We start from the raw sequence: 25,951 nt of genomic DNA, 5'->3' as shown, positions 1-25,951 counted from the left end.
GTTTAGGCCTTTGCCTCCAGCAGCTCGAGTAGGTCCTTGCGCACCTGGTGGCGGCGAATCTTGCCCAGGTGGTCGCGCGCCAGATCTTCGAAGTGATAGAAGGTGCGCGGCACCTTATAGCGGGTGAGGCGCTCGCGGCAGAATTCCTTCAAGCCCTCGGGATCGAGCACGGCGCCATCGCGCAGGGTAACGCAGCCGACGACATCCTCGGAGCCATCCTGGCGCGGGCGGCCCACGGCGGCGACATCCACCACGTCGGGGTGCTCTGCAATTGCCTCTTCTACCTCTGCGGGGTAGACGTTGAAGCCGCCGGTGATGATGATTTCCTTAATGCGGCTGACTAGGCGGACCCAGCCGTCTTCTTCCATGACTGCCATGTCTCCGGTGCGGAACCAGCCGTTATGGAAGGACTCCTCTGTTGCTTCTTGGTTGCCAAAATAGCCTTGGAAAATTTGCGGACCACGCGCGAGCAACTCGCCTGGCTGGCCATCAGGCTGGGTTTCATCCAGATTCTTCGGATTGGCAATGCGTACCTCGGCATCTGGGAATGGGAGCCCCACATAGCCAGGGCGATTCTTTCCGTTCATTGGGTTGCCAATTAACACGGGGGAGCACTCGGTCATGCCAAAGCCTTCTACGAGTCGTCCGCCGGTCATGGACTCCCACCGTTCCACGATTTCTACGGGCAGTGTAGCGGCACCGGAAAAAGCGTTGCGGATGCCGCTTAAGTCCACGTCTTTGTCTTCGGCTGCGTCCATGATCTTCTGATAGAGGGTGGGAACCCCTGGCAGCCAGGTAGGCGTGCGCTTTTTCACGATGTCCAGGATGAGCGGCATTTGTGGGGAAGGAAGCAAGATAAGCTCGGCGCCCATGTACACGCTAAAAATGCACAGTGTGGTCATGCCGTAGGCGTGAAACATCGGTAATGCGGCGAGGAAGCGCTCTTTGTGCTTTCCCATTTCTGGAACCCAAGCTTGGCCTTGGACGCAATTAGCTATGAGATTACCGTGCGAGAGCATTCCGCCTTTGGGTTTTCCGGTGGTGCCGGAAGTGTAAAGGATGAGCGCGACGTCAGCCTGGCTGATGCGTGGCATTTCTAGGGCGCTGCCGTCGCCGCCAATAGCTGAGCCGATCAGGGTAGACCACGCTACTGTGTTTGGTGCATGCTCGGTGAGCTGCTCGCGTTTAGCAGCTAGCGGTGGGATAGGCAGGCGGAGCGCGAGGCGCTTGAGTGGTGGCATGGCATCGACCATGTTGACGGAGACGATGGTCTCTAGCGGGGTAGTCGAGCGCAGCTTTTCCAGCGTGGAGGCGGTTTTATCCCAAGAGATTGCTACGCGGGCACCATGATCTCGGAAAAGGCCTTCCAATTCGTGGGCGGTATAAAGTGGGTTGTGCTCGACCACGGTGGCACCAAGTAGCTGCACCGCATAGAAGGCCGCGACGTGCTGAGGGCAGTTGGGCAGCACGATGGCCACCTTGTCGCCTGGGCGAATACCAAAAGCCTTGAGCCCGGCCGCGGCGGCGCGCACTTGGGCGTCGAGCTCCGCGTAGGTCTGCGTGCGGCCGAAGAAATAGGTGGCGGGTTTATTGGCGTTGACCCGCAGGTTATCGCGGTAATAGTCGACGATGGTTTTATTACCGTAGTCCAGCGTGTGAGGGGTCCATTCGCTGTAGTGATCGAGCCAAGCTCGGGAGGTGGAAGCGGACACGCAAAAACCTTTCGTTTGGGTAAATAATTAGTTTTAAAAAATCAGTATAGAGAAAACGTGAAGAAGCCCTCTAGTTTTCTTCCAGTGTCAGCAAAAAACGTTTGGCTTCCAGACCGCCCGCATAGCCGCCGAGCCCGCCGTCGCTGCGCAGCACCCGGTGGCATGGCCGCACGATGAGCAGGGGATTGGCACCGCACGCACTGCCCACGGCCCGCGTCGCGCCGGGCCGGCCCAGCAGCTTGGCGACGTCGCGGTAGGTGACCGTCTCCCCATAGCCAATCTCGGCCAGTTGCGCATGCACTGCGGCGCGAAAGTCGGTCGTCGCAGGCGGGTCGAGGGGCAGCTCGAAGGCGCGGCGCTGGCCGGCGAAATACTCCGCGAGCTGTGCCTGGGCGGCGTCGAGCACGTCCGCGCTGCGCTTTTCGATGCCCCCTTCCTCTACACCGCCCACCGCTTCCTGCAGGGTGCTGGCCGCGGTGAATTCGACGCGGGAAACCCCCCGCGGGCTCGCCTGCAAACGCAGGGGTCCGAGGGGGCTATCGATTAGGCGGAACAAGTTAATTCTGCTCGGCCTCGAGGCGGCGGATGAGGTCTGCCTGGACCTCGCGGCGGCGGATCTTGCCCATCTGGTCCTTGGCCAGCTCCTCAAAGTGGTAGAAGGTGCGCGGGACCTTGTAGCGGGTCAGGCGCTCGCGGCAGTAGTCCTTGAGTCCCTCCGGGTCCAGGGCGGCGCCATCGGCGAGGTCGAGGCAGGCCACGACGTCCTCGGAGCCGTCTTCGCGTGGGCGGCCGACCACGGCGACGTCATCGATACTCGGGTGCTCGCGCAGGATTTCTTCCACCTCGCCCGGATACACGTTGAAGCCGCCGGTGATGATGATTTCCTTGATGCGGCTGACCAGGCGGATGAAGCCGTCTTCTTCCATGACGCCCATGTCACCGGTGCGGAACCATTCGCCGTGGAAGGCGGCCTCGGTGGCCTCCTCGTTGTTGAGGTAGCCCTTGAAGATCTGCGGACCGCGGGCCAGCACCTCGCCTTCGACGCCGTCCGGCTGGGTCTCGTCCAGGTTATCCGGGTTGGCAATGCGCACCTGGGTATCCGGGAACGGAATGCCCACGTAGCCTGGGCGGCGGTCGGTGCTCATGGGATTGCCCACAATAATCGGCGAGCACTCGGTGAGGCCGTAGCCCTCCACCAAGAGGCCGCCGGTGTAGTTCTCCCACTTGTTGACCGTGTCCGAAGGCAGGGTAGATGCGCCGGAGAAGGCCGCGCGCACACCCTTGATGGGGATTTCTTGATCCTCGGCGGCCTTCACGATGCGCTCGTAGAGCGTCGGCACGCCCGGTACCCAGGTTGGGGTGTGCTTTTTCATCAGCTGCATAATGAGCGACATATCTGGCTTAGGCAGGATAACCAGCTCGCCGCCGATAAACTGCGCCAGGGTCACGTTCATGGTCAGGCCATAAGCATGGAAGAAGGGGAGGGCGGCGAGCATGCGCTCGGGCTTATCGCCCAAGCCCGGTACCCACGCCTTGCCCTGCAGGAGGTTGGAAAACAGGTTCCCGTGCGAGAGCATGGCGCCCTTCGGGGCGCCGGTGGTACCAGAGGTATACATGATGAGCGCGATGGTGTCCTTGTCCACGTCTTCCGGCGTGGTGATATCGCTGCCGTCGCCACCGATTGCGTTGCCCACCAAAGTTTCCCACGGCACGGTATTTGGCGCCGGGGAAGATAGCTGCTCGCGCTTGGACTTGAGCGGCGGAATAGGCAGGCGCAAAGCGGCGCGCTGCAGGGTGGGCATGGCGTTGATCATGTTGATGGACACGACCGTTTCCAGGTTGGTGGTTGCCCGCAGCTTCTCCAGCGTGGGCGCGGCCTTGTCCCAAGCGATGGCGATGCGCGCGCCGTGATCTTGGAAGAGTCCTTCCAGCTCGTGGGCGGTGTAGAGCGGGTTATGCAGTACCACCTGCGCACCGAGCTTCAGAATGGCATAAAACGCCGCGATGTACTGCGGCGAGTTGGGCGCGACGATCGCTACGCGGTCACCTGGCCGCACGCCGAAGGCCTTCAGGCCCGCGGCCGCTGCGCGAACCTGGCGGTCTAGCTCAGCATAGGACTGCGTACGGCCAAAGAAATAGGTAGCCGGCCGATCCGCGTTGATTTTTAGGTTGTTGTCATAAATATCCAGCAGCGTGGTATCGCCGTAGTCCAGCGTATGCGGTGTCCATTCCGGGTAATACTGGAGCCAAGCCTTTGTTTCATATGCGGACAAAACGTGACCTTTCGGTAGCGTAGGTTTCTGGCAGGGGCCAGTATAGCGCCGCTAGAATGGAGCGCCATGCGCATCGCCATGATTTCTATGCATACATCCCCTATCGAGCAGCCTGGCTCAGGGGATGCGGGTGGAATGAACGTCTACGTCCTCAATATTGCCCGCCAATTGGCCCGCCGGGGAATCGAGGTAGACGTCTATACCCGCGCCACCCGGCCCAGCCAAGGCGAAATCATTGCGGTGGAGCCTAGCCTGCGCGTTATCAATATCGTCGCGGGCCCGTACGAGGGGCTAGATAAAGAGGATCTCCCTACCCAGCTGGCCGCTTTCGCCGGCGGCATGGTGCAATTTGCCAAATGGCAGGGTAAAAAATATGACCTTATTCACTCCCACTACTGGCTTTCTGGCCAGGTGGGCTGGCTGTTGCGGGATCTCTGGGGTATCCCGCTTATTCACACAGCGCATACCTTGGCCGCGGTGAAAAACGCCTCGCGGACGGCGGATGACACCTTGGAGTCCGAAGCCCGCCGCATCTGCGAACAGCAATTGGTGGATAACGCGGACTTGCTGGTGGTCAATACCGAGCAAGAAGCCCGCGACTTGGCCGAACATTATGATGCCGAGAGAGCCAATATTCGCGTGGTCTCGCCCGGCGCCGACGTAGAGCTTTTTACCCCTGGCACGGACCGCAATACCGAGCGCTCCCGCCGCGAGTTGGGCATTCCGCTGCACACCAAGGTGGTGGCCTTTGTCGGCCGCTTACAAAAATTCAAAGGCCCGGAGGTACTCATCCGCGCCACGGCCGAGCTCTTCCGCCGCGAGCCGGCCCGCAACCTGCGGGTGGTTATCTGCGGTGGCCCGTCGGGGGCCAATACAGCGCCGGAGGCATATAGGGACTTGGCGCGTGAGTTGGGCGTCGATAAGCGGGTGCGCTTTTTGGGTGCCCGCCCGCCGGAGGAACTGGTGGGGGTCTACCGCGCGGCTGATATTGTGGCGGTGCCCAGCTATAACGAGTCCTTCGGCCTAGTGTCTCTGGAGGCCCAAGCCTCTGGCACGTCGGTGGTTGCTGCCGCCGTCGGCGGGCTACCCATTGCCGTGGCTGACGGGGAAACTGGCCTGCTGGTGCACTCGCACGATCCGGAGGATTGGGCTGATGCCTTGGCCCGCCTGCTTGACGACGACCCCATGCGCATCGCCATGGGCGAAGCCGCCGTCGCCCACGCCGCGCGTTTTAGCTGGGCCAGCTCCGCCGCAGCGCTCGCAGAAATCTATGACGAGGCCAGCCATATCGAGGTTCCAGACTGCCATCAACGGCGGGCAAGTGGAGATTAAACCTCCTACGCTGGGAGCCATTTCGTGGCATGCTGGAAACATGACTAACGGAAAGCTAATTCTCCTTCGCCATGGCCAATCCAAGTGGAATGAGTCCAACCAGTTCACTGGCTGGGTCGATGTAGACCTGACCGAAAAGGGTGAGGCGGAAGCCAAGCGCGGCGGCGAGCTGCTCGCGCAGGAAGGCATTCTGCCGGACGTCCTTTATACTTCTCTTCTGCGCCGCGCTATCCGCACCGCAAATATCGCGCTCAATGCCGCCGATCGTCACTGGATCCCAGTAGTGCGCGATTGGCGTCTCAACGAGCGCCACTACGGCGCCCTGCAAGGCCTGAATAAGGCTGAGACCAAGGAAGAGTACGGCGAGGAAAAGTTCATGGCATGGCGCCGCTCCTATGACACGCGCCCGCCAGAGCTGGCCGATGACTCCGAATACTCGCAGGCCAATGACCCGCGCTACGCAGACCTAGATAAGGTCCCGCAGACCGAGTGCCTCAAGGATGTTGTCGCCCGCTTTGTGCCGTACTTTGAAGAGGAAATCCTCCCGCGCGCCAAGAAGGGCGAGACCGTGCTCATCGCCGCTCACGGTAACTCCCTGCGCGCACTGGTCAAGCACCTGGACAATATTTCTGATGATGATATTGCCGGATTGAATATCCCCACCGGCATCCCGCTGGTTTATGAGATTACCGAGGACGGCTCGGTAGCAAACCCAGGCGGTACCTACCTGGATCCGGAAGCTGCTGCTGCCGGTGCCGCCGCCGTTGCTGCGCAGGGCGGTAAGTAAGTAACTGCGCTAAAGTCCCCGGGGAGTATTCCCTGGGGACTTTGTGATGGATAGGCTAGACACGTGGAATTGATTCTTTCCTTTGCCGCCGGCGTGGTGGCCTGCGGGTTGGCGCTGCCGGCGATGTCCTGGGCGCGCGGGCGCATTGCGCGCTACCGCCAGGCTACCGATGTCGGGGCCAATCAGGTTACGACGGTTAGCCAGGTGCTGCACTTGGCCGTGCAAGGCTCGCCGACGGCGCTGACGGTGCTGGACCGCAGCCAGGAAATCGTCATGTCTAATCCGGCCGCGCATGAGATGTCCTTGGTGCATGACCGCGCCGTTAACCCAGAGGTATGGGAGACCGCGCAGGAGGTCTTCGAAGACAAGGAGACCCGCACCGTTGACATAGCTATTCCCAAACGGCGCACGGGACACCGCGTCACGCAGGTCAGGGCGGTGATTAAGCCACTGACTCTTAATGACGGCCGCTTTGTCATCGTCTACGGCACCGATGAAAGCGAAAATGTCCGCATGGAGTCCGCCCGCCGTGACTTCGTGGCGAACGTCTCCCACGAGCTCAAGACACCCGTCGGCGGCATTGCCTTGCTGGCAGAGGCCCTGCTACAAGATCCCGGTGACCAAGAGACCGTGGAGTACTTTGGCAATAAGGTCTATAAGGAAGCCAACCGCATGGCCGATATGGTCAGCGAACTTATCTCCCTGTCCAAGCTGCAGGGCGCCGAGGCCCTGCCGGAGATGGAACCGCTGGCCGTAGATGATCTCATCGATGAAGCCCTCTCGCGCAACCACCTTGCTGCCGAGGCCCGTTCCATCGAGCTCAACCGCGGCGCCTCTGTCGGCGTGCAGGTTAAAGGCGATCGATCCCTGCTGGTAACAGCACTATCCAACCTGGTCTCCAATGCGATTAACTACTCGCCGGAGAAAATGCCGGTGTCTGTCTCCCAAAAGGTGGTGGATGGTGGGGTCGTACTCATCCGCGTCACGGACCGTGGCATTGGCATCGCACCGGATGACCAGAAACGTGTTTTTGAACGCTTCTTCCGTGTAGACCAAGCCCGGTCGCGGCAGACCGGAGGCACTGGCCTAGGATTAGCAATTGTTAAACACGTGGTGGCCAACCATGGTGGCAATATCAAACTATGGTCCCGGCCGGGTACGGGTTCTACATTCACCATTGAATTGCCCATCTACAGGGAAGAAAAGCCAGCGCAGGAAGCTGGCATGAAGGATAATGAGAAAAGGGATGCCGTCGACGCGGCGGCGCCTGGGCTCCCGCGTGCAGTGGCACGCGTTGCAGCACGTCGAAAGGATAAAGCACAATGACCACCATCCTCATCGTTGAAGATGAAGAGTCGCTGGCAGATCCGCTGGCATTCCTCCTCCGCAAGGAAGGTTTTGAACCCATCATCGCGCATGATGGCCCTACCGCGCTGGAAAAGTTTGCCGCAAACGACATCGATATCGTCCTTTTGGACCTCATGCTGCCCGGCATGTCCGGCACCGAGGTATGCAAACAGCTGCGCACTACTTCGTCCGTGCCCGTCATCATGGTCACCGCGCGCGACTCCGAGATTGATAAGGTCGTCGGCCTCGAGCTGGGCGCCGATGACTACGTCACCAAGCCTTATTCTTCCCGCGAGCTTATCGCCCGCATCCGTGCGGTACTGCGCCGCGGCCATGATTCTGGAGCCGGTGCCGAGGCCGAGGCCGAAGAAGAGGTAGCCGAGCAGATCCTCGAAGGCGGCCGCGTTAAGATGGACGTGGAGCGCCACACCGTTACCGTTGCCGATGAGCCGGTATCCATGCCTCTCAAGGAATTCGACCTCTTGGAGTACCTATTGCGCAACGCCGGCCGCGTGCTCACCCGCGGTCAGCTCATTGACCGCATTTGGGGCGCTGATTATGTCGGCGATACCAAGACGCTCGACGTCCACGTCAAGCGCCTCCGCTCCAAGATTGAGGAACAGCCCTCCCGCCCGAAGCACTTGGTTACTGTGCGCGGTCTGGGCTATAAATTCGAGCTCTAATCTTCCGCCTGCGGGCTTTCCGCCTGCAGGCTCCCGGCCTTCACACTGGCCGGGTGCTGCGTGAGCTGGACGCCGTGTTCGGCCGCCGCCGCTCGGGCCTTGCAGTGCGTGGCCAAAATTTCATAAGACTCGCGGCCCATTAGTGCTACCAGCTCGTCCTCGTGCGACTGCCACATCGGCAGCGGGTTGGCGTGACAGGCGGAATCGGCTGAGCAATACCAATCAAAATCTTCGCCGCCATTGCCCCAGCCGCGACGGTCATACTCGCCTATCTGGGTGCGTAAAATCTCCTGCCCATCCGGGCGTTCTTCATAATCCTCGTACCGGCGCAGCGGTAGCTGCCAGCACACCTCCGGCTTGACCACCGTGAGCTCTTCGCCAGCATCCACCGCCCACTGGTGCAGCGCGCAGCCCGTGCCCGTTGCCCAACCGGTGCGGTTGGCAAAAATGCACGCGCCATCCACAATCGGCGTCTTAAGGGCCGGCTCCGGTTCCCCGTCCTCGCCGTCGAGCTCGTCCCATTCCAGCCACGGCTCTAATTCATCCGTATCGTCTTGCGCGAGGAATTCATCTACCCCCGCTGGGCGCAGCTGCCAATATTCGGCGGGCATGCGCGCGACGGCGTCATAAAGCTGGTCGCGGTCTTCCTCATCAGCCATATAAGCGCCATGCACGCAGCAGCCCACTTCGGGCTGGCGCTTGTCGATGCCCCGGCATGCCGAAGTACCAAACTGGCAGCTGTAGTGCGATTCCACCCATGTCAGGTCGATGGAAAAGACGTGGTGTGGGTCGTTCGGATTGGTAAATTCAAACCACTCCCGCGGGAAATCGGGGGCCTCTTCGCGGCCCGCTCTTATCGACGCCGCCGCGGGCGAGCTCGCGGGAAAACCTAGATATACCGTGTCAGATTTTGGGCGATTCACACCTAACCACGGTAGACCTACTACGCTATTAGTGTGCGATTAGGTGTATTAGACGTCGGAAGCAATACTGTCCACCTTGTTGCGGTCGATGCCGCGACGGGCGGACGGCCGACTCCGATGAGTGATTGGAAGACCCCGCTCCGGCTGGTAGAACAGCTGGATAAGAAGGGCAACATCCATGAAAAGGGTGTAAAGAAGCTGGTCAGTGCCGTAGCTGAAGCTAGCGAGCTGGGTGAAAAGCTGGGCTGCGCTGAATTCATTGCCTTTGCTACCTCGGCGGTGCGCTCCGCGCCCAATTCGGAGGAGGTTCTCGATGAGGTGGAAAAGCATACTGGCGTGCGCCTGCAAATCCTCTCCGGCGTGGAAGAAGCCCAGCTGACCTTCCTCTCCGCGCGTCGCTGGTATGGCTGGTCCGCTGGCCGTATCACCAATCTGGATATCGGCGGCGGCTCGCTGGAACTTTCCACCGGTACTGATGAGCACCCCGACCTTGCCTTCTCCCTCGACCTAGGTGCCGGCCGGTTGACCCATAATTGGTTCGATACCGACCCGCCAGAGAAGAAGAAGGTAAGTGCGCTGCGCGATTTTATTGATGCGGAGCTTGAGGACGTTGCCGCACAGATGAAGGCGATGGGTCCCGCCGGCCTCGCCGTGGGCACCTCTAAAACCTTCCGTACGCTTGCACGACTTACCGGCTCTGCACCCTCGTCTGCCGGCCCATACGTCAAGCGCACGCTGACTGCACCGGGTCTGCGTCAGCTAATTTCCTTCATCTCCCGCATGACTGCGGCAGACAGAGCGGACCTAGAAGGTGTAAGTTCTAACCGATCGCACCAAATCGTTGCCGGCGCTCTGGTGGCCGAGGCATCCATGCGAGCCTTGGAAATCGAGAAGCTGGAAATCTGCCCGTGGGCGCTGCGTGAGGGCGTCATTTTGCGCCGGACCGACAAGGGATTGGAATAGGAAGAGATCATGGCTGACCAGAATAAGTTGACCGTGGCAGAGCTGCTGGCTCGCAATAACAAAGCCCGCGGCGAGAAGGAAAGCAAGAAAGATAACCGTTCTCGTCGCCACCGCCGCAGCCTGGATGAAGGCGGCATTTCCGTTGCCGAGCTGACCGGCAACCTCAAAAAGGTCAAGGCTTCTCCTGCTGAGGCCAAGCACACCTCCGTCTCTATCGACGAAGACGCCCCCGTCATCCGTTCCCCCAAGTCAGCCGAACAGGCCGGTGCCGAGAAGGCGGTTGCCGGGAAGGCCGGTGCCGATTCCACGAAGAAGCCCGCCGCGGACCCAGCCGCAAAGCCGGCGGCAAAGCGCGCGGCACAGCCCGCAGCTAAGGCGGCGCAGACTACCAAGCCTGCCGCAAGGCCCACCACAAAGACTGCAGCTGCTTCGTCCGCTACTCCGGCCGCACAGAAGCCTGCTGCTACCGGCGCGGCACCGGACGCGGCGAAGAAGAACCAGCCTTCAGCCGATGACACCGCGGTAATCCAGCGGGTGGATAAGGCGGGCGAGGCTAAACCTGCTGCGGCAAAGTCTGCTGCGGACACACCAGCGGCAAAGAAGCCAGCCGCAGACAAGGCCCGTGCTGAAAAGCAGGGCACTGCGAAGCCTGCTGCTGAAAAGCCTAAGGATGACAAGCGCGCGAAGGCGGCCGGAGCAGGAGCTGCGGCAGCGGGCGCTGGAGCGGCAGGTGCTGGAGCGGCCGCGGCGGCGGTGCCAGCGTCGAAGAAGACGGGCGTCGCCAAGAGCGCAGAGGAAACCGGCAACCTACCCAAGGTCGAGGACAACGAGGATTGGGTGGAAGAAGAGCACGAGAAGCTCAACCCGGTATCCATCCTGCTGATGATTTTCGCGGGCATCCTGCTGGCGATTGTCATTTTCAAGGGCTTTGAGATTCTGTGGGATAACTTCCCACGCCTGGTCGTGGCTGTCCTAGCGCTGTGCGTCACCGCGATTATGGTCGGTGTGACCCACGCGCTGCGCACCGCACGCGATGGTTTCTCCATGTTCCTGGCCGGCTTTACCGGCCTCGTCCTTACCTTCGGCCCGCTGCTATTGGTTATGCTTTAACCCCGCGCTTGTCGATGCCCCGGTTACCCCACGTGGTAGCCGGGGTTCCACATTTTTGGCATGGTGGAGACTATGACAAAGATTGCAATTTTAGGCGGCGGACAAATCGGTGAGGCTTTGACCTCGGGACTCGTGGCATCGGGCTTTGCGGGCTCGGATATCACGGTTACCAATCGCACCGAATCGCGCAGCCAAGAACTCGAACAGACCTATGGCGTGAATACCACCAGCGATAATGTGGCCGCGGTAGACGGCGCGGACTATATCTTCGCGTGCGTGAAGCCCTACGCCATCCTGGAACTGCTCGAAGGCCTGTCGCCGGCGAAGGACGCCGTGGTCGTTTCCATGGCCGCAGGCCTAACGCTAGAGCAGCTGCAGGGTGCGGTGGGCGAAGGCCAGCCGGTGGTGCGCGTCATGCCCAATACCCCCATGTTGGTGCGCCGCGGCATGTGCACCTGCGCGGCCGGCGAGCATGTGAGCGATGCCCAGATGGACGGCGTGCGCGAGCTGCTCGAAGCCGTTGGCGAGGTTGCGGTTATCCCAGAGAAGAATATCGACGCCGCCACCGCGCTGGCGGGCTCCTCCCCGGCATACTTTTTCCTCGTGGCAGAGGCGCTTGTCGACGCCGGCGTGCAGCTCGGCCTTCCCCGCGACGTCGCTGAGAAGCTTGCCGCTCAGGCCGCGGTCGGCTCCGGCGAGATGTTGGCTAGCTCTGGCCGCTCGGCCACCCAGCTGCGTGCCGGAGTGACCTCGCCGGGCGGCACCACCGCGGCCGCTGTTCGCGAGCTGGAGGAGTCCGGCCTGCGCGGAGCGTTCTACCGCGCGGCAGAGGCCTGCTCCGACAAGGCTAAGGAGCTTGGCTAAAGCTTCCGTGCGCGACCTTCCCGTGGTGGGGGTGTACCCGCCCGGGAGCGTTGGGGCGGGTGTTAAGCAGCGCTTTCGGGGTAAACCCTAATGAATGCTGTGAAGAAATTTGGCACTTGGGTCGCATTAGTCACATGTTTCACGATAGGCTAGGACAAGCACGTGCGTGAAGTCCTGTGGGAGGGGAAGCCTACAGCGCGCACCGAGCTGAAGGGTTAGATATATATGGCAAATGAAGATAAGGGAACCTTTCTGACGATCGCGGAGGTCGCCGAGATTATGCGCGTCTCCAAGATGACCGTCTACCGTTTGGTTCACGCAGGCGAAATGCCGGCTGTTCGCGTTGGACGCTCTTTCCGCGTCCACGAGTCCGCCGTCAACGAGTACTTGGAGGCATCCGTCTACGGAGCCTAGGCTCGCGCCGCACTAGACAGCGCCCACCTCTGCTGGCCATCGTGGTCAGCGGTGGTGGGCGCTGTTCTTTCTCCTGGGCCCTTTTTGGTCACGGGCTGGGAGCTGGGTAAGATGGTGTGCATTCGTGTCGGCTCGCTGATGTGGCCCGCGGTCCGTGTGGCCACGGCGGCAAGAGTGCACCTTCGCCGTTTTAGCGCTGACAAGTTTGACAGTACGTACTATTTGAAAGTGAGGACTCTATGGGTTCCGTCATTAAGAAGCGCCGCAAGCGCATGTCCAAGAAGAAGCACCGCAAGATGCTGCGCCGCACCCGCGTGCAGCGCCGTAAGCTGGGCAAGTAAACCCAGCCCGCTTCTTGCCCTCCGCCATTGTGCGGAGGGTTTTTGCATGCTTGCCGATGTCCCCCCCAGCGCCCGCTACCGCCCTCGCTACCGCCGGTAGTAGCGCCAGCCGCCATAGGAAAAGGCAGCGGTGGCCAGGGCCGGCAGGCCATAGGTGCGGATAGCGCGGCGCACTGATCGATAGTCGCGCACCAGCCAGCCGTGCTCGCTGGCGATGGTGCGCAGCTTACGGTCTGGGTTAATGGCCACGGCGGTACCGACCATGGACAGCATGGGCACGTCGTTGGCGGAATCCGAATACGCGGTGCAGCGCGAAAGGTCCAAGCCCTCGATGGTCGCGAGCGCGGCTACGGCGTGCTTTTTGCCGGGGCCGTGCAGGATATCGCCGACCAGCCGGCCGGTGAACTTGCCATCCTTGACCTCCGCGACGGTGCCGAGCGCTCCCGTAAACCCGAATCGCCGCGCGAGCACCTGCGCTAGCTGCACCGGGGTGGCCGTGACCAACCACACCTGCTGGCCGGCGGCTAAGTGCATTTCTGCTAACTGGGTAGTGCCAGGGTATGCGCGGCGTGCGAGCGAGGCGTCCACGATCTCCTCGCATAGATCGACCAGCTCGTCGACGCTGCGGCCTTTGACAAACTCCAGCGCCTGCGCACGGCCGGCGGCGACGTCTCGGGCATTTTCGCTGCCGGAGACGCGGAATTTAAGCTGCTTCCACGCAATCGGCAAGATCTCTGATAACCGGAAGTAGCGCTTGCGCGCCAACCCGAAGGCGAATTCCACGAGGGAGGAGCCTTGGATGAGGGTATTGTCGACGTCGAAAAACGCCGCCGCGCCCACATCTACCGGTACGTCCGGGTCCTGGGCGGTAATACGCTGCGCGCCCGCCGCGTCATAAGAGCCGGTTACCGAATCCACACCGGAGGCAAAATCCTCTAGCTCCAGCCCGAATTCTTCCAATGCCGCCGCGGCCGCGGCTTCGCCGGCGGTGCGCTGGGATTCCTCATCCAGCGGGGCGAGCGCCTGGTTTTCTAAAAAATTACGCAGATTGCCGCGCGAAGCGGTCCAGTTGGCCAAGAATTCGCGGGGAGTTTCAGGGAACCCTGGGGGAGTGGTAGCGGACACGAGTCAGACAAACAGCTTTCGCAAACGCGGGGTGGACTAACGTGTCCATAGTAATGGTTTCGACCGCCGCCGTCCCTGTGAGGAGAATATGTCTCAGCATTTCGTCGAGCTCATGGTGCGCACCACCTGCGGTTCTTGTGCGCGCGTGAGGGAGCAGATTACCCCCGTTGTCACGCAGGCAGGTGCGGAGCTTGCCGTGCGTAACGTGGATGAGGATGCGGAGCTGGCCATGGAGTTCGGTGATCGCGTACCCGTCGTGGTTATCGACGGCGAAGAGTTCGCCTGCTGGGAAGTAGACAATGCCGAGCTCGCGGCCGAGCTAAGCAGATAATTCGGGATCCCTGCCACCGACGGGTACTCTTTTGGTGGGTTAAAATCAATCAAATGGTTGAGGAGTGTTGTGCATGAGCGTGCTCGTCGTGGGCATGTCCCACCAGTCGGCGCCAGTGGCGCTGCTGGAGAAGCTGAGCATGGATAGTGCGGTCCAGGATTCCGCCTGCGGGAAACTGGTGGCGGCCGACTCACTTTCAGAGGCGATGATCATCTCCACCTGCAACCGCATGGAGGTCTACACCGTCACCAACTCCTTCCACGCCGGCGTGCAGGAAGTCGTGCGCGTGATCACCCAAGTATCGGGCGTGAGCGAGGAGGAGCTGCGCAGCTACCTCTACGTGCGCTATGCCGACGCCGCGGCCGAGCACCTGATGTCGGTGACCTCTGGGCTGGATTCCATGGTGGTAGGAGAGCAGCAGATCATCGGCCAGGTGCGCAGCGCCTACCAGGCCGCCTCCGAACAGGGCACGGCCGGACCGCGCATCCACGCGCTGGCGCAGTCGGCACTACGGGCGGGCAAGCGCGTGCACTCCGAGACCGACATCGATGAGGCAGGCTCCTCCATGGTGTCCTTCGCCTTCGACCAAGCCCTGCAGCGCCTAGACGCTGAGGACTTGGCCGGCAAGACCGCGTTGGTCCTCGGCGCGGGCGCTATGGCATCGCTCGCCGCCACCCACGCCGGCCGGCTGGGGGTCAAGGAGCTGGTGCTGGCCAACCGCACCCGTGAGCGCGCCGAGCGCCTGGCCAGCCACGCCGAGGAGGCGGGCGTTGCCGCCCGCGTCGTGGACTTTTCCCAACGTGCCGCCGCGCTTTCCGACGTCGACCTTGCCATCTCCGCCACCGGCGCCGATAACTTCACCATCGAGGCCACCGACATTCCCGCCGGTCGCGAGCTCATGCTCATCGATCTCTCCCTGCCGCGCGATATCGACGATGCCGCCGCCGCGGCCGAGGGCGTGGATCTAGTCAATATCGAGCGCCTGAGCAAGTCGCTCTCGGCCGCGGATACCGACGTCGCGGCCGGCACCAGCCCGCACGCGCAGGCCCGCCGCATCGTCGACGAAGAGCTGGCAGCCTATACCTCTGCGCAGCGCGTACGCGATGTCGTCCCGGCCGTGAGCGCCCTGCACCGCCGCGCGGCCGACCTCGTGGAATGCGAGGCCGCACGCCTGCAACATAAGCACCCCGAAATCTCGGGCAAGCAACTTGAGGACGTCCAGCGCGCCCTCAAGCGCGTGGCCGATAAGCTGCTGCATGAACCAACGGTGCGGGCGAAGAAACTGGCGGCGTCGGAAAGCAGTGTCAGCAGCGAGAATGCCCTGCAGGAACTTTTTGGCCTGCAACTGGAAGGCTCCGGAGTGTCCGTGGCCGTTAATGAATTGCCCACCATGACTAAGGAGGCCTAAATGTTTCAGATTGGTACCCGCGGCTCCAAGCTTGCCACCACCCAGGCGGGCCACGTCCGCGATTGGCTTATCGACGCCGGCTTTGACTCCCAGCTCCACATCGTCACCACCGCCGGCGACGTCAATATGGCACCGGTCGAGCGTATCGGCGTCGGCGTATTTACCCAAGCGCTGCGCGAGGCCCTCTATGCCGGCGAGTGCGATATCGCCGTCCACTCTTTTAAGGACCTGCCCACCGCGCCCGATGATCGCTTCCGCCTCGTGGTGCCGCAGCGCCAGGATTCCCGCGAGGCGCTCGTCGCCCGCGATGGCCTGAGCCTGGCGCAGCTGCCGCAGGGCGCGCGCGTGGGTACCTCCGCCCCGCGCCGCATCTCCCAGCTGGCCGCCATCCACCCCGACCTGGAGATTCGCCCGCTGCGCGGCAATATCGATACCCGCATGTCCAAGGTCACCGACGGCGAGCTCGACGCCGTCTTGCTGGCCTATGCCGGCCTGCTGCGCGGCGGCTACGCGGACCGCGCCACCGAAATCTTCGAGCCCTCCGTCTTCATGCCGGCGCCGGCCCAGGGCGCCCTCGCCATCGAGGCTGTGGCCGGAACCGAGGCTGCCGCGGCCCTCGATGCCATCGTCGATGACCGCGCCTCGGCCGCCGCGGCCGGTGAGCGCGCCGTGCTGGCCCGCCTTGAGGCCGGCTGTACCGCGCCGGTGGCCGCCACCTCGCGCTGGGACGGCGACCAGCTCACCGTGCGCGGTGGCGTCTTTGCGCTCGATGGTTCGCGTCAGCTTACTGCCACCGCCTCCGGGCCTGCGGCCGAAGCCGCCGAGCTCGGCGCGCGCGTTTCCGACGAGCTTTTCGCCGGTGGTGCGGCCGAGCTGCTGGGCAAGTAATTTCGCCTTTAGGCGCTAATAATTTAAGGTGTAGATACCACAAATCATTGTCCCGCAATGATCCGGCCCCCTTTAAGGGCATCCCAGGACTTAAGGCCTGGGATTTTGGCCGTTATGACCGTGTCACCCACCGCCGGCGCGGGGAACCACACCGCATGCGATCATGTCCGTGCGCGGTGCCGCGCGCCCGAATTTAGAAAAGAACTTTATGAGCAATGCCGCGCCAGACACCCAATTGGGCAAGATCGTCTTTGTGGGCGCTGGTCCAGGTAATCCCGACCTGCTGACCGTCCGCGCCCGCGAGGTTCTGGCAAATAGTGCCATCGCCGTGACCGATCCAGAGGTCATGCAGGGGGTGCGCGATGCCGTCGCAGCCGCCCTGCCCGTTCCGCAAGAGCTTCTCGACGCCGCCGAGGCCGAATACGCCCAAATGTGCGCCGACGCCAAGGCCAAGGGCGCGCGCCGCAAGCCGCCCCGCCCCGCCCCGCCAACGGCGGCGGTGCTGTATGAACCGGGAGAGGATATCGTCGGACAGCTGCGTGAATGCTTGGTTGAGGCCGACGGCGAAGATGTCATCCGCCTCGTGACCGGCAACCCGCTGCACCGCGAGTCCATCAAGGCCGAAATCAATGCCGTGGCCTCCGCAGGCCTGGAATTCCAGGTCGTGCCGGGCATGTCCCTGCCGTCGACCGTGCCGTCCTTTGCTGGCATTGCACTCGGCTCGACTTATACCGAGGCCGATGTCACCAACGGTGCCGATTGGGACGCATTGGCCAACGCCACGCAGCCCATCGTTCTGCAGGCCACGAAGGAGGACCTGCCGGTCATCTCCGAAGAGCTACAACAACGCGGCATGCCGGCCGAGACCGAGGCTTTTGTCACCGTGCACGGCACCACCCGCCTGCAGCGCACCTACGAGACCACTCTGGGCACCATGGGCAAGCTCGACGCTGACCTTGTCGGCCCGCTCGTGGTCACCCTCGGCCGCAGCATCGACGACCGCACCAAATACTCCTGGTGGGAAAACCGTCCCCTCTACGGCTGGCGCGTGCTCGTGCCGCGCACTAAGGAGCAGGCTGGCCCGATGTCCGCGCGCCTGGCCGGCTACGGAGCCATTCCCCAAAACGTGCCCACCATCTCCATCGAGCCGCCGCGCAATCCGGCACAGATGGATCGTGCCATCAAGGGCATCGTCGAGGGCCGCTATAAGTGGATCGTCTTTACCTCCGTCAACGCAGTGAGCGCGGTGTGGGATAAGATCGCCCAGCTGGGCCTCGACGCCCGCGATTTCGCCGGCGTCCACCTCGCGGCCGTGGGCACCAAGACAGCGGCCGCCATCCGCGCCAAGGGCATGGTCCCGGAGCTTTTACCGCACAAGAAAAAGCAGAACGCCGAGGGCCTGCTCGATGTCTTCCCCAACTTCGTGGAAGATATCGACGCCGTCGGCCGCGTCCTGCTCCCGCGCGCCGATATCGCGGCCGATACCCTCGTGGATGGGCTCAAGGCCCTCGACTGGGAAGTCGATGACGTCGTGGCCTACCGCACCGTCCGCGCCGCCCCGCCTTCGGCCGAGATCCGCGACATGATCAAGACCGGCGGCTTCGACGCCGTCGCCTTCACCTCTGGGTCCACCGTGCGCAACCTGGTGGGCATTGCGGGCAAACCGCACCAGCGGACGATCATTGCGTGTATCGGGCCGTCGGCAAGAGCGGCCGCGGAAGAGATGGGCTTGCGCGTTGATGTCGTGCCCGAGGTCGCGGACGTACCCGCACTTGTCGACGCCCTCGCAGACCACGTCGCCGCCCTCCGCGCCGCCGGAAACCTTCCCGCGCCGAGGAAGAAGCGCCGCTCGCGCAAGAAGGCTACTAAGGTCGACAAGGCATAAGTTTTAGTCTCGCTCTAAGGAGTACCCAATGAGCACCTTCCCAGCCCGCCGCCCACGCCGCCTGCGCACCACCCCCGCGATGCGCAACCTTGTGGCCGAAACCCAGGTCCGCCCCTCGGACCTGATTTTGCCCATGTTCATCGTGGACGGTCTCGACGCCCCGCGCGAGATTCCCTCCATGCCGGGCGTTTACCAGCACACTTTTGATTCCCTGCGCCGCGCGACCGAAGAGGCGCTAGAAGCCGGCGTGACCTGCGTCGATCTTTTCGGCGTTCCGCTCGAGGAAGACAAGGATGATACCGGCTCCGTCGCGTGGGACCCGCAGGGCATTTTGAACCGCGGCATTTCCTGCCTGCGCGAGGAATTCGGCGATGACCTCATCGTGATGGCCGATACCTGCCTTGACGAATTCACCTCCCACGGCCACTGCGGCGTGCTGGATGACAAGGGCCGCGTGCTTAACGACGAATCCGTCAAGCTCTACCAAGACATGGCCCGCTCCCAGGCCCGCGCCGGCGCCCACATCGTCTCCCCGTCCGGCATGATGGACGGCCAGGTGGCCGCCATCCGCGCCGACCTCGACGAGGCCGGCCACGAGGACGTGGCCATCATGGCTTATTCCGCCAAGTATGCCTCCGCCTTCTTCGGCCCGTTCCGCGACGCCGTCGGCTCCTCCCTCGAGGGCGACCGCCGCACCTACCAGCAGGATCCGCGCAATTTCCGCGAATCCCTGCTCGAGGTCGAGCTCGACATCGAAGAAGGCGCGGACTTCGTCATGGTCAAGCCCGGCCTGCCTTACTTGGATGTGCTTTCGGCCGTGGCGGAGACTTCTCCCGTGCCGGTTGCGGTCTACCAGGTCTCCGGCGAGTACGCGATGGTCAAGGCCGCGGCCGCCAATGGGTGGATTGATGGCGAGGCCATCATGCTCGAGTCCCTAACCGCGTTCAAGCGCGCCGGTGCCGACCAGATTCTCACCTACTTCGCTACCGAAGCCGCCCGCCTGCTCAAGTAAAGGATCCCTGTGACTGTTACGCCCCCGTCGTCCGCCCCTGCTCCGCGCTCGCCGCGCACGCAACGCCCGGAATCCGTGGCGTACATGCTGTGGCTGTGGATGGGCGCGCTGTGCGGCGAGGCCGTGCACCAGGTGCTCAACGTGGTGCTGACGCTGCTCAACCACGACGTACTCATGTCGCAGGCCAAGGAGATGGCCAAGTCCGCACCGGCCGGCGTCGATGAAGCCCAGCTTTCCGACGCCTTCCTCCGCACCGCCGCCTACGCCTCCGTCGCCCTTTCGGCAGCCATTTCCTTGGCGATTATCGTGCTGCTGGCCTTCCTGCTGCGGTCCTTGGCGCGTCGCGGCAAGCGGGCCGGTACCTCGCGGCGCGTGTGGTTCGCTTTCTCGCTGTATTTTGGCTTCCGCATCCTGCTGACCTTCATGGTTACCCCGGCCGGCGCTGATGTGCCCGATTGGCTCTTTGCTGCCGATGGCATGGTGCAGATCCTGGTCGGCGTCGCGGCGGTGCTCGGCCTGATTTTCTCCGTGCGGGTCGATACCTTGGATTACACCGGCGAGCTCGAGCAGATGCGCGAGCTGGAAAAGGAACTCGAACAAGCGCAGCGCGAGAAGAAGCGCGCCGAGCAAGAACGCAAGCGTGCCAAGGATGACCAGCGTAGCAAGCGCACTGACCGGGAGGACAAGCGATGAGCAATACCGAGCGGCCCGGACCCCGGGACTATAACCGCGCGGCCAGAAATACCTCCGCCAGCCAGAACCTCGACGCCTGGCCGCGGCCGCTGCGCTGGGCCTATTGGGTGCTCGTCGTCAGCGCCGTGCTCATGCTGGTCAGCGGCCTGGTGGGCATCTTCGGCTCGGGCGGGCCGCAGGTAGAGCCCCAGAACCCGCAGGTCGCGGAGTATCTCCATTCAAATCGCCTATTTGTTGCGGTGACCAATACCGTCGGCGCCGTCGTGCTGGCGCTCTTTGCCGCGCAGCTGGCCAGCGGGTCCAAGTGGGCGCGCCGCATCATCACCATTGTCATCGCCATCGCGCTCTTTAATAATATCGCCGCCCTGGCGCTTGGCATTGGCGGGCTTAGCCTGCTGATTATCCCCATTTCCTTGATCATCGCCCTCGCGCTGCTTTTCCAGCCGCAGTCCAACCGCTTTATTAAGGACCGCAGCTTGCGTGGCTAATTAGCCCCCACTCCAACTTTTGATTCATAATTGGGGCATGTCTCGACTTAATCGTGCCCCGCTTATCGACGCCGCCCTCGGCCGCACCCCCTCCCGACCCCCAGTCTGGTTCATGCGCCAGGCTGGCCGTTCGCTGCCGGAATACCGCGCCGCCCGCGAGGGGATTAGCATGCTCGATTCCTGCTTCATGCCAGAACTGCTAGCAGAAATTACCCTGCAGCCGGTGCGCCGCCATGACGTTGATGCTGCCATTTTATTTTCCGATATCGTCGTCCCGCTCAAAGCCGCCGGCGTCAAGGTCGACATCGTGCCGGGTCGCGGGCCGGTGATGGAGCAGGCGGTGCGGAGTAGGGAGGACGTCGGCAAGCTGCCGCTGCTAGAGGCCGATGTCCCCGAGGTCACCGAAGGCATCGCCCGCATCCTGACCGAGCTCACCGAAACCCAAGCGCTTATCGGCTTCGTTGGTGCGCCGTTCACGCTGGCTAGCTACCTCATTGAGGGCGGGCCGTCTAAGAACCACGAGCGCACCAAGGCCCTCATGCACGCCGAGCCGGAGACCTGGCATCTGCTCATGCGCCGCCTGGTGCCTACCATCACCCGCTTCCTGCAGGTGCAGGTCGACGCCGGCATCGACGCCATGCAGCTTTTCGATTCCTGGGCGGGCTACCTCAACGAGCGCGACTACCGCGAATTCGTTTTGCCGTATTCGCGAGAAATCCTGGCCGGCGTGGACATTCCGCGCATCCACTTCGGCGTCGGAACCGGCGAGCTCTTGCCAGCAATGTCGGAGGCGGGTTCGGAGGTCATGGGCGTCGACTATCGCGTGCCCATGGATGCTGCGGCCGAGCGCGTGAGCGCCCGCGTGCTGCAGGGCAACCTTGACCCGGCCATGCTTTTTGCCGGCGACGACGCCGTGCGCCAGGCCGTACGCACCATCCGCGGCGAGGTCGATCGGGCGCGCGAGCGCGGCTATATCGACGGCCACATCTGGAACCTCGGCCACGGGGTCCTGCCAACCACCGACGCGGAGGCCATCACCCGCGCCGTATCTATCATCCACGAGGAGGGCTAAATGCGTATTGCGATTATCGGTGCCGGCCTGGCGGGCTTGACGGCCGCTTACGAGCTGCGTGACCACGACGTCGAGGTTTTCGAGGCCGCCGGCCGGATCGGTGGCAAGCTGTACTCTGTGCCGTTTAACGACGGCCCGACCGACATGGGCGCCGAGGCCTTCCTCGCCCGCCGGCGCGATGCCGTGGAATTTATCGAATCCCTCGGTCTCGGCGATAGCTTGGTCGAGCCCTCCGGTCTGCACTCGCTGGTGTACTCCGGCGAGCTCAAGCCGTTGCCGCGCGGCGGAATGATGGGCATTCCTTCGCACTCGGAGCCGGTCGCGCATTTGGTCTCGGCCGAGACCGCGCGCCGCATCGACAATGAGGAGCCCTTCGAGTGGACGGCGGGCAGCGACGTTTCTGTAGGCCAGCTGGTGCGCCAGCAGTTTGGCGACGACCTCGTCGACCACGTTATCTCCGCCCTCCTCGGCGGCGTGTACTCCTGTTCGGCCGATGATCTGGGTTTGCGCGCGACCATCCCGGCGCTGGCGGAGACCCTCGACGCGCTGTCCGAGCGCGGCCCAGTGACTCTCTCGGCCGCGGTCCGCACGCTGGAGGAGGCCCGCGCGGCCGCGCCCCGCAGCGGCGGCCCCGTCTTCCAGACTTTTCGCGGCGGCTACGCGCAGCTTTATGAGGCACTGGCCGAGCAATCCCGCGCCAAGATCTACCTCGATACTTTTATCTCCGGCATCACTCGCGAGGGCGAGAAATTTCATCTGTCCGGAGCACCGGCCGATGCGGCGCCGTTTGATCGCGTGCTGGTGGCTACCCCGGCTCCGACCGCGGCGCGACTTCTTAGCAAGGTCGCCCCGCAGGCGGCGGGACGGCTGAAGGGAGTGAAGTTGGCGGCGTCGGCCGTCGTGGGGTTGAAATTCGAGTCCGATACAGACCCTTCGGGAAACGCTTTGCCGCAGAATTCCGGCATTCTCGTGGCCACCGACCAAGACGATGTGCACGCCAAGGCCTTTACACTTTCCTCCCGCAAGTGGCCGCACTTGGCTGAGCGTGGCGGTGCCCTTGTACGTGCCTCCTTCGGCCGCTTTGGCGACGACGCCATCGTCCGCGCCGAAGAAGACGACCTCGTCGACTATGCCCTCGATGACCTCCAGCGACTCACCGGCTTCGACGGCCGCGCCGCGGGTGTCGCGGAGATCTTCACCCAGCGTTGGTTCGGCGGCCTGCCGCGCTACGACGCCGGGCACCTCGAAACTGTGGCCAGCGCACGCGGTACCCTCGCGGCGACGCCGGGAGTCGATGTCACCGGCGCCTGGGCCGGCGGCGTTGGAGTGCCCAACGTCATTGCGGATGCCCGCGCCGCCGCCGCGCGCATCGTCGGCTAGCGGTGCCGCACGATTCGTGCATTCCGGGTCATACGCTGTGGCGTGGTGCGGGCATGCCAAAGTGGCAGCAGGGCATCCTGCTGCCTAGCGGCATGAGTGCTAGTGCGGTGGATCCGGCGGGGTCGGTTGCACTGGCTCGTTCGGGCTGGACGGCGATGCGGCGGTATCGGCCCATGGCGGTTGCCATACCACGCGACCTCGGCGGCGAACGAGTCGCCCGCGGACAGGCGGGGCATTCGGGTCATCGTCATTGACACCATTGTGGTACGGGCAGCAGGTGGCGAGGTTTGACATGTTGGTCTCGCCGCCGTGTCGCCACGCTTGCAGGTGATGCACCTGGCATTTATCCGCCGGGTAGTTGCACGCGGGCCACGGGCACACAGGGTTTCGGCGGCAGCCATGAGCCGCTGCTTTTCGCTGGCCATGCGTTCCGTCCGGTAGAGGTTGACCGCACCTTCGTAAGGATGGACGAGGGTGATAAGCCCGCGCTCTGCCAGCGTGCGCGAGACAAGTTCCGCGCCGGTGAGGCGGGCACCGTCGGTGAGCTGGATGGTGATTTCTTCGCCGTCGCCGTCGATGATGCGGTCGAGTTCGTCGAGCGTGATAATTGCATTCGTCGTAATGGTTGGACGGGTGGCTGGGGCGGCGCCGGAAGGGGAGAAGAGCTCCGCAACGGAATCGAGGGGCGCGTCCTCGTCCAGGCTGGATTCCAAGTCCGCGATGAGCGAGGAAGGCCCGGTAATCGCGAGAGTCCATGGCGCGTCCTTGCGCCGGCGGATGCGCACGCCGGGGCGCGGAGGGGCCGGGGGATTGAGCTCGCGCAGCTTTTTGCGCGCGAGCTTTTCCATTTCCTCGGTATCGGCGGCAGTGCGGCATAGCTCTACGCGCAGGCGCCAGGCGTCGCGCTTAGTCTTGGCGCGGGCGGCGTAGCGCTCGATTACTTCCAGCGTGGGCAGCGGGTGGGCGCGCTCGCGCGCGGCGTTAACTGCCTGGCGTTGGAGGCGGCTAAAGGAGGTGGGGGCAAAGAGGGCGTCGGCAAGCGTGAGCAAGGTGCGGGCCGTTTTATTGGGCGCGCCGGCGGCGCACAGCTGGTCTTCAGACATGCCAGCGCACCCGGCAACGATATCGATGCCGGGCGCCAAGGCCGCGAGATAGGTCTGAAGAGCTGTCATGCCCCGCAGCCTAAGCCACCGCGCGCAATCCGTGCGAGGGCGAGCGCGCGAATCTGTGGATAACTAGGGCCGGAAGGGCGAATTTCGGCCCGCACTCGCTGCGGGCCTGTGGATAACTAGCCCTTATTGCGGAAGACGAAGATGGAGGAGAAGTCCTGATTGCCGTGGCCCATCGCCTGCATTTCCTCGAAGCGGCCAATGGCGGCGGTAAGGGCTGGCAGCGGCTTGGTGGAGGTCATTTCCATGAGCTTCGCGTCCTTAGCCAGGGCGTCGACGGTGAAATCGCCCGGGTCGGTATTGCGCTCGCCGGTGATAAATGGCGCCTTCATATTGGCGATGAAGGCCAGACCGGTGATATCAAGCATTTGCAGCACAACCTCGGAGTCTAGGCCCTCGGATTCGCCGAGTTGCAGGGCTTCGAGCAGGCCCTCGGCGGTGACGGCGAGCGCGAGGTTCGCCAGCAGCTTTCCGATGGCCGCCGTGGCCGCCGCCTCCACCCCGATGAGCTTGTCTTCTCCCGCCCAGGACTCGGCGAGGGACATGGCTTGCTCGCGGCGGGCGTCGTCAGGCGTGCCCACATAGATGCCGAGCTTGCCCTCGCGGGCCGGGCCGAGCGTGCCGACGACCGGGGCGTGGACGTAGGTTTCCACGGCGGCGGCGAATTCGCGGGCATCGTTGGGCGAGACGGTGGTGGTATCGATCCAGGTCACGCCGGCGGGGATGAGCTGCGGCTCGACGACGACCTCGCGGACATCGTCAGGCCCGAAGAGCGAGGTGATGATGACCTCGGCGTTCACTACGGCCTCGGTGGGCGAGGCGGCAAGCTCGGCGCCTTCCTCCACCAGCGGCTGGGCACGCTCGGCGGTGCGGTTCCAGACGGTCAATTCGATGCCGTCTTGCTCATTGAGCAGGCGGCGGGCTAGTTCGGTTCCCATGCGGCCAGTTCCAAGAAATGCAATCCTCATGGTTTCCCAGTGTGCCATCATTGGGTGCAGGTTCGCCGCGTCTTGCGCGAGCCCCGGACGGGGGAGCCGTACCCGGCAACGCGACAAGACGGCCAGGAAGCAGTTATGACGTGGTTCATCTTGATTTTCTCCGGCGCAGTCGAGGCCGTGTGGGCGGCGGCATTGGATAAATCCGCAGGTTTTACGCGTTTGTGGCCCTCGCTTATTTTCCTCGTGGCCTGCGCGATTTCCATGGGCGGGCTGGCGTGGGCGATGCGCAGCATCCCGGTAGGCACGGCCTATGCGGTGTGGGCGGGTGTTGGCGCGTCGGGGCGGTTATCTATTCCTTCGCTGCCGGGCACGAGGTCGCCACGGTGTGGAAGGTGTTTTTCCTCTCCATGATCATCGGCGGCATCGTGGGGCTGAAAGCGGTGAGTTAGAGACCCGGAATCCGCGGCGCGGGAGGCAGCGGCGGCGCAGGCGGTGGGGCGGGCGCAGGCACGGCGGGCACTGCCGGCATATCAGGCACCGCGTCCTCGATGCGCCCGCGTACCTCATGCGGCGGAATGTTGAGGTTCGGCAGTCCGCTCTTATCCCGCGCGGGAGGGCGTGGCGCTGCTGGTCGCGGTGGGGGCGCCGGCGCGGGCCTAGGCGCCGGAGCGGGAGCCAGGCCCGGTTCTGGGCGAGGGGCCGGCGCGGACTCAGGCGCGGGCGTCGCGGTTGGCGGCGAAGGTTCCGCGGTCGACGGCGAAGGAGGCGCCGTGTCTTCCTGCGGCAGGTCGCGAGGGGTGAGAGGGTGGGGAG

Annotated in this window: 24 protein-coding genes, 2 pseudogenes and 1 riboswitch; of the genes and pseudogenes, 19 read left to right on the top strand and 7 right to left on the bottom strand. The window is 63.5% G+C overall.

Annotated elements, in window-relative coordinates:
• Positions 1–2: 2 nt before the first annotated feature.
• The 3 genes from RAE07_RS04545 to RAE07_RS04535 all read right to left on the bottom strand — a co-directional run bounded on the left by RAE07_RS04545 (position 3) and on the right by RAE07_RS04535 (position 3,985).
• The gene (locus RAE07_RS04545; protein ID WP_023020465.1) at positions 3–1,712 is read right to left on the bottom strand and encodes a long-chain-fatty-acid--CoA ligase; all 1,710 of its coding nucleotides are present in this window, start codon (positions 1,710–1,712) and stop codon (positions 3–5) included.
• 70 nt (positions 1,713–1,782) lie between these two features.
• Positions 1,783–2,268 (bottom strand): methylated-DNA--[protein]-cysteine S-methyltransferase, encoded by a 486-nt coding sequence (locus RAE07_RS04540; RefSeq protein ID WP_023020466.1) that lies wholly within the window; start codon positions 2,266–2,268, stop codon positions 1,783–1,785.
• Position 2,269: 1 nt separating this feature from the next.
• Entirely contained in the window at positions 2,270–3,985 is a 1,716-nt protein-coding gene (locus RAE07_RS04535; RefSeq protein WP_023020467.1) for a long-chain-fatty-acid--CoA ligase, read from the bottom strand.
• 66 nt (positions 3,986–4,051) lie between these two features.
• Here RAE07_RS04535 and mshA point away from each other — a divergent pair, with 66 nt between their 5' ends.
• The 4 genes from mshA (at position 4,052) to RAE07_RS04515 (ending at position 8,134) form a co-directional block, all read left to right on the top strand.
• Positions 4,052–5,317, top strand: a complete 1,266-nt coding sequence (gene mshA / locus RAE07_RS04530) for a D-inositol-3-phosphate glycosyltransferase (protein WP_301732886.1) — start codon at positions 4,052–4,054, stop codon at positions 5,315–5,317.
• A gap of 40 nt (positions 5,318–5,357) precedes the next feature.
• Positions 5,358–6,104, top strand: coding sequence for a phosphoglyceromutase (locus tag RAE07_RS04525; protein ID WP_023020469.1), 747 nt, complete (start codon positions 5,358–5,360; stop codon positions 6,102–6,104).
• A 63-nt stretch (positions 6,105–6,167) separates the two neighbouring features.
• Complete coding sequence (locus tag RAE07_RS04520; RefSeq protein WP_200288320.1) at positions 6,168–7,430, top strand: sensor histidine kinase; 1,263 nt, start codon at positions 6,168–6,170, stop codon at positions 7,428–7,430.
• Entirely contained in the window at positions 7,427–8,134 is a 708-nt protein-coding gene (locus RAE07_RS04515) for a response regulator transcription factor (RefSeq protein ID WP_049358745.1), read from the top strand. Before RAE07_RS04520 ends, RAE07_RS04515 begins: the two co-directional genes overlap by 4 nt.
• On the opposite strand, the gene RAE07_RS04510 is transcribed toward RAE07_RS04515, so the two are convergent.
• Entirely contained in the window at positions 8,131–9,057 is a 927-nt protein-coding gene (locus tag RAE07_RS04510) for a DUF3109 family protein (RefSeq protein WP_284835593.1), read from the bottom strand. The two genes, RAE07_RS04515 and RAE07_RS04510, sit on opposite strands and share 4 nt — an antisense overlap.
• A 33-nt stretch (positions 9,058–9,090) precedes the next feature.
• Between RAE07_RS04510 and RAE07_RS04505 the strand changes: the two genes are divergently transcribed.
• From RAE07_RS04505 to RAE07_RS04485, 5 genes are all read left to right on the top strand, one after another.
• Entirely contained in the window at positions 9,091–10,020 is a 930-nt protein-coding gene (locus tag RAE07_RS04505; protein ID WP_080971159.1) for a Ppx/GppA family phosphatase, read from the top strand.
• Positions 10,021–10,029: 9 nt separating this feature from the next.
• Positions 10,030–11,130: an Rv0497 family membrane protein gene (locus tag RAE07_RS04500; protein ID WP_316330963.1), complete on the top strand. Its 1,101-nt coding sequence runs from the start codon at positions 10,030–10,032 to the stop codon at positions 11,128–11,130.
• Between the two features lie 72 nt (positions 11,131–11,202).
• Positions 11,203–11,994 (top strand): pyrroline-5-carboxylate reductase, encoded by a 792-nt coding sequence (gene proC, locus RAE07_RS04495; RefSeq protein WP_316327921.1) that lies wholly within the window; start codon positions 11,203–11,205, stop codon positions 11,992–11,994.
• A gap of 225 nt (positions 11,995–12,219) precedes the next feature.
• Positions 12,220–12,408 (top strand): helix-turn-helix domain-containing protein, encoded by a 189-nt coding sequence (locus RAE07_RS04490; RefSeq protein WP_005527601.1) that lies wholly within the window; start codon positions 12,220–12,222, stop codon positions 12,406–12,408.
• A 239-nt stretch (positions 12,409–12,647) separates the two neighbouring features.
• Positions 12,648–12,749 carry a 30S ribosomal protein bS22 gene (locus RAE07_RS04485; RefSeq protein WP_003855542.1) on the top strand — a complete coding sequence of 34 codons (102 nt, stop codon included), beginning with the start codon at positions 12,648–12,650 and terminating at the stop codon, positions 12,747–12,749.
• Between the two features lie 87 nt (positions 12,750–12,836).
• Here the strand turns inward: RAE07_RS04485 and RAE07_RS04480 are convergent, their stop codons facing one another.
• On the bottom strand, positions 12,837–13,874 hold the full coding sequence (locus RAE07_RS04480; protein WP_239204749.1) for an HAD family hydrolase: 1,038 nt from the start codon (positions 13,872–13,874) through the stop codon (positions 12,837–12,839).
• An 88-nt stretch (positions 13,875–13,962) separates the two neighbouring features.
• Between RAE07_RS04480 and RAE07_RS04475 the strand changes: the two genes are divergently transcribed.
• The 9 genes from RAE07_RS04475 to RAE07_RS04435 all read left to right on the top strand — a co-directional run bounded on the left by RAE07_RS04475 (position 13,963) and on the right by RAE07_RS04435 (position 23,031).
• Positions 13,963–14,205 (top strand): glutaredoxin family protein, encoded by a 243-nt coding sequence (locus RAE07_RS04475; RefSeq protein ID WP_200288316.1) that lies wholly within the window; start codon positions 13,963–13,965, stop codon positions 14,203–14,205.
• A 73-nt stretch (positions 14,206–14,278) separates the two neighbouring features.
• On the top strand, positions 14,279–15,613 hold the full coding sequence (locus RAE07_RS04470; protein ID WP_316330964.1) for a glutamyl-tRNA reductase: 1,335 nt from the start codon (positions 14,279–14,281) through the stop codon (positions 15,611–15,613).
• On the top strand, positions 15,614–16,501 hold the full coding sequence (gene hemC, locus RAE07_RS04465; RefSeq protein WP_316330965.1) for a hydroxymethylbilane synthase: 888 nt from the start codon (positions 15,614–15,616) through the stop codon (positions 16,499–16,501).
• Positions 16,502–16,709: 208 nt separating this feature from the next.
• On the top strand, positions 16,710–18,386 hold the full coding sequence (locus RAE07_RS04460) for a bifunctional uroporphyrinogen-III C-methyltransferase/uroporphyrinogen-III synthase (protein ID WP_232212573.1): 1,677 nt from the start codon (positions 16,710–16,712) through the stop codon (positions 18,384–18,386).
• A 28-nt stretch (positions 18,387–18,414) separates the two neighbouring features.
• Positions 18,415–19,398 (top strand): porphobilinogen synthase, encoded by a 984-nt coding sequence (gene hemB / locus RAE07_RS04455; RefSeq protein WP_200288314.1) that lies wholly within the window; start codon positions 18,415–18,417, stop codon positions 19,396–19,398.
• A gap of 9 nt (positions 19,399–19,407) precedes the next feature.
• Complete coding sequence (locus RAE07_RS04450) at positions 19,408–20,091, top strand: CCDC34 family protein (protein ID WP_239208701.1); 684 nt, start codon at positions 19,408–19,410, stop codon at positions 20,089–20,091.
• Entirely contained in the window at positions 20,088–20,579 is a 492-nt protein-coding gene (locus tag RAE07_RS04445) for a tellurium resistance protein TerC (RefSeq protein ID WP_239208699.1), read from the top strand. The genes RAE07_RS04450 and RAE07_RS04445 overlap by 4 nt, the downstream gene beginning before the upstream one ends.
• A gap of 37 nt (positions 20,580–20,616) precedes the next feature.
• Positions 20,617–21,651 (top strand): uroporphyrinogen decarboxylase, encoded by a 1,035-nt coding sequence (gene hemE, locus RAE07_RS04440; protein WP_317001407.1) that lies wholly within the window; start codon positions 20,617–20,619, stop codon positions 21,649–21,651.
• The gene (locus tag RAE07_RS04435; protein ID WP_317001406.1) at positions 21,652–23,031 is read left to right on the top strand and encodes a protoporphyrinogen oxidase; all 1,380 of its coding nucleotides are present in this window, start codon (positions 21,652–21,654) and stop codon (positions 23,029–23,031) included. It abuts the gene before it with no gap.
• 99 nt (positions 23,032–23,130) lie between these two features.
• Here the strand turns inward: RAE07_RS04435 and RAE07_RS04430 are convergent.
• A pseudogene (locus RAE07_RS04430) lies at positions 23,131–24,203 on the bottom strand (HNH endonuclease signature motif containing protein).
• A 116-nt stretch (positions 24,204–24,319) separates the two neighbouring features.
• Positions 24,320–25,168 (bottom strand): NAD(P)-dependent oxidoreductase, encoded by an 849-nt coding sequence (locus tag RAE07_RS04425; RefSeq protein WP_284835591.1) that lies wholly within the window; start codon positions 25,166–25,168, stop codon positions 24,320–24,322.
• 31 nt (positions 25,169–25,199) lie between these two features.
• Positions 25,200–25,265: riboswitch (guanidine-III (ykkC-III) riboswitch) on the top strand.
• Between the two features lie 8 nt (positions 25,266–25,273).
• Between RAE07_RS04425 and RAE07_RS04420 the strand changes: the two are divergent.
• Positions 25,274–25,587: pseudogene (locus RAE07_RS04420) on the top strand (DMT family transporter).
• Positions 25,588–25,951: the final 364 nt, after the last annotated feature.

The sequence above is a fragment of the Corynebacterium nasorum genome, from assembly GCF_032821635.1.
Taxonomy (GTDB): domain Bacteria; phylum Actinomycetota; class Actinomycetes; order Mycobacteriales; family Mycobacteriaceae; genus Corynebacterium; species Corynebacterium kefirresidentii.
The sequence above is the reverse complement of the archived record's forward strand: the minus strand, read 5'-3'. Positions and strand labels throughout refer to the sequence as shown.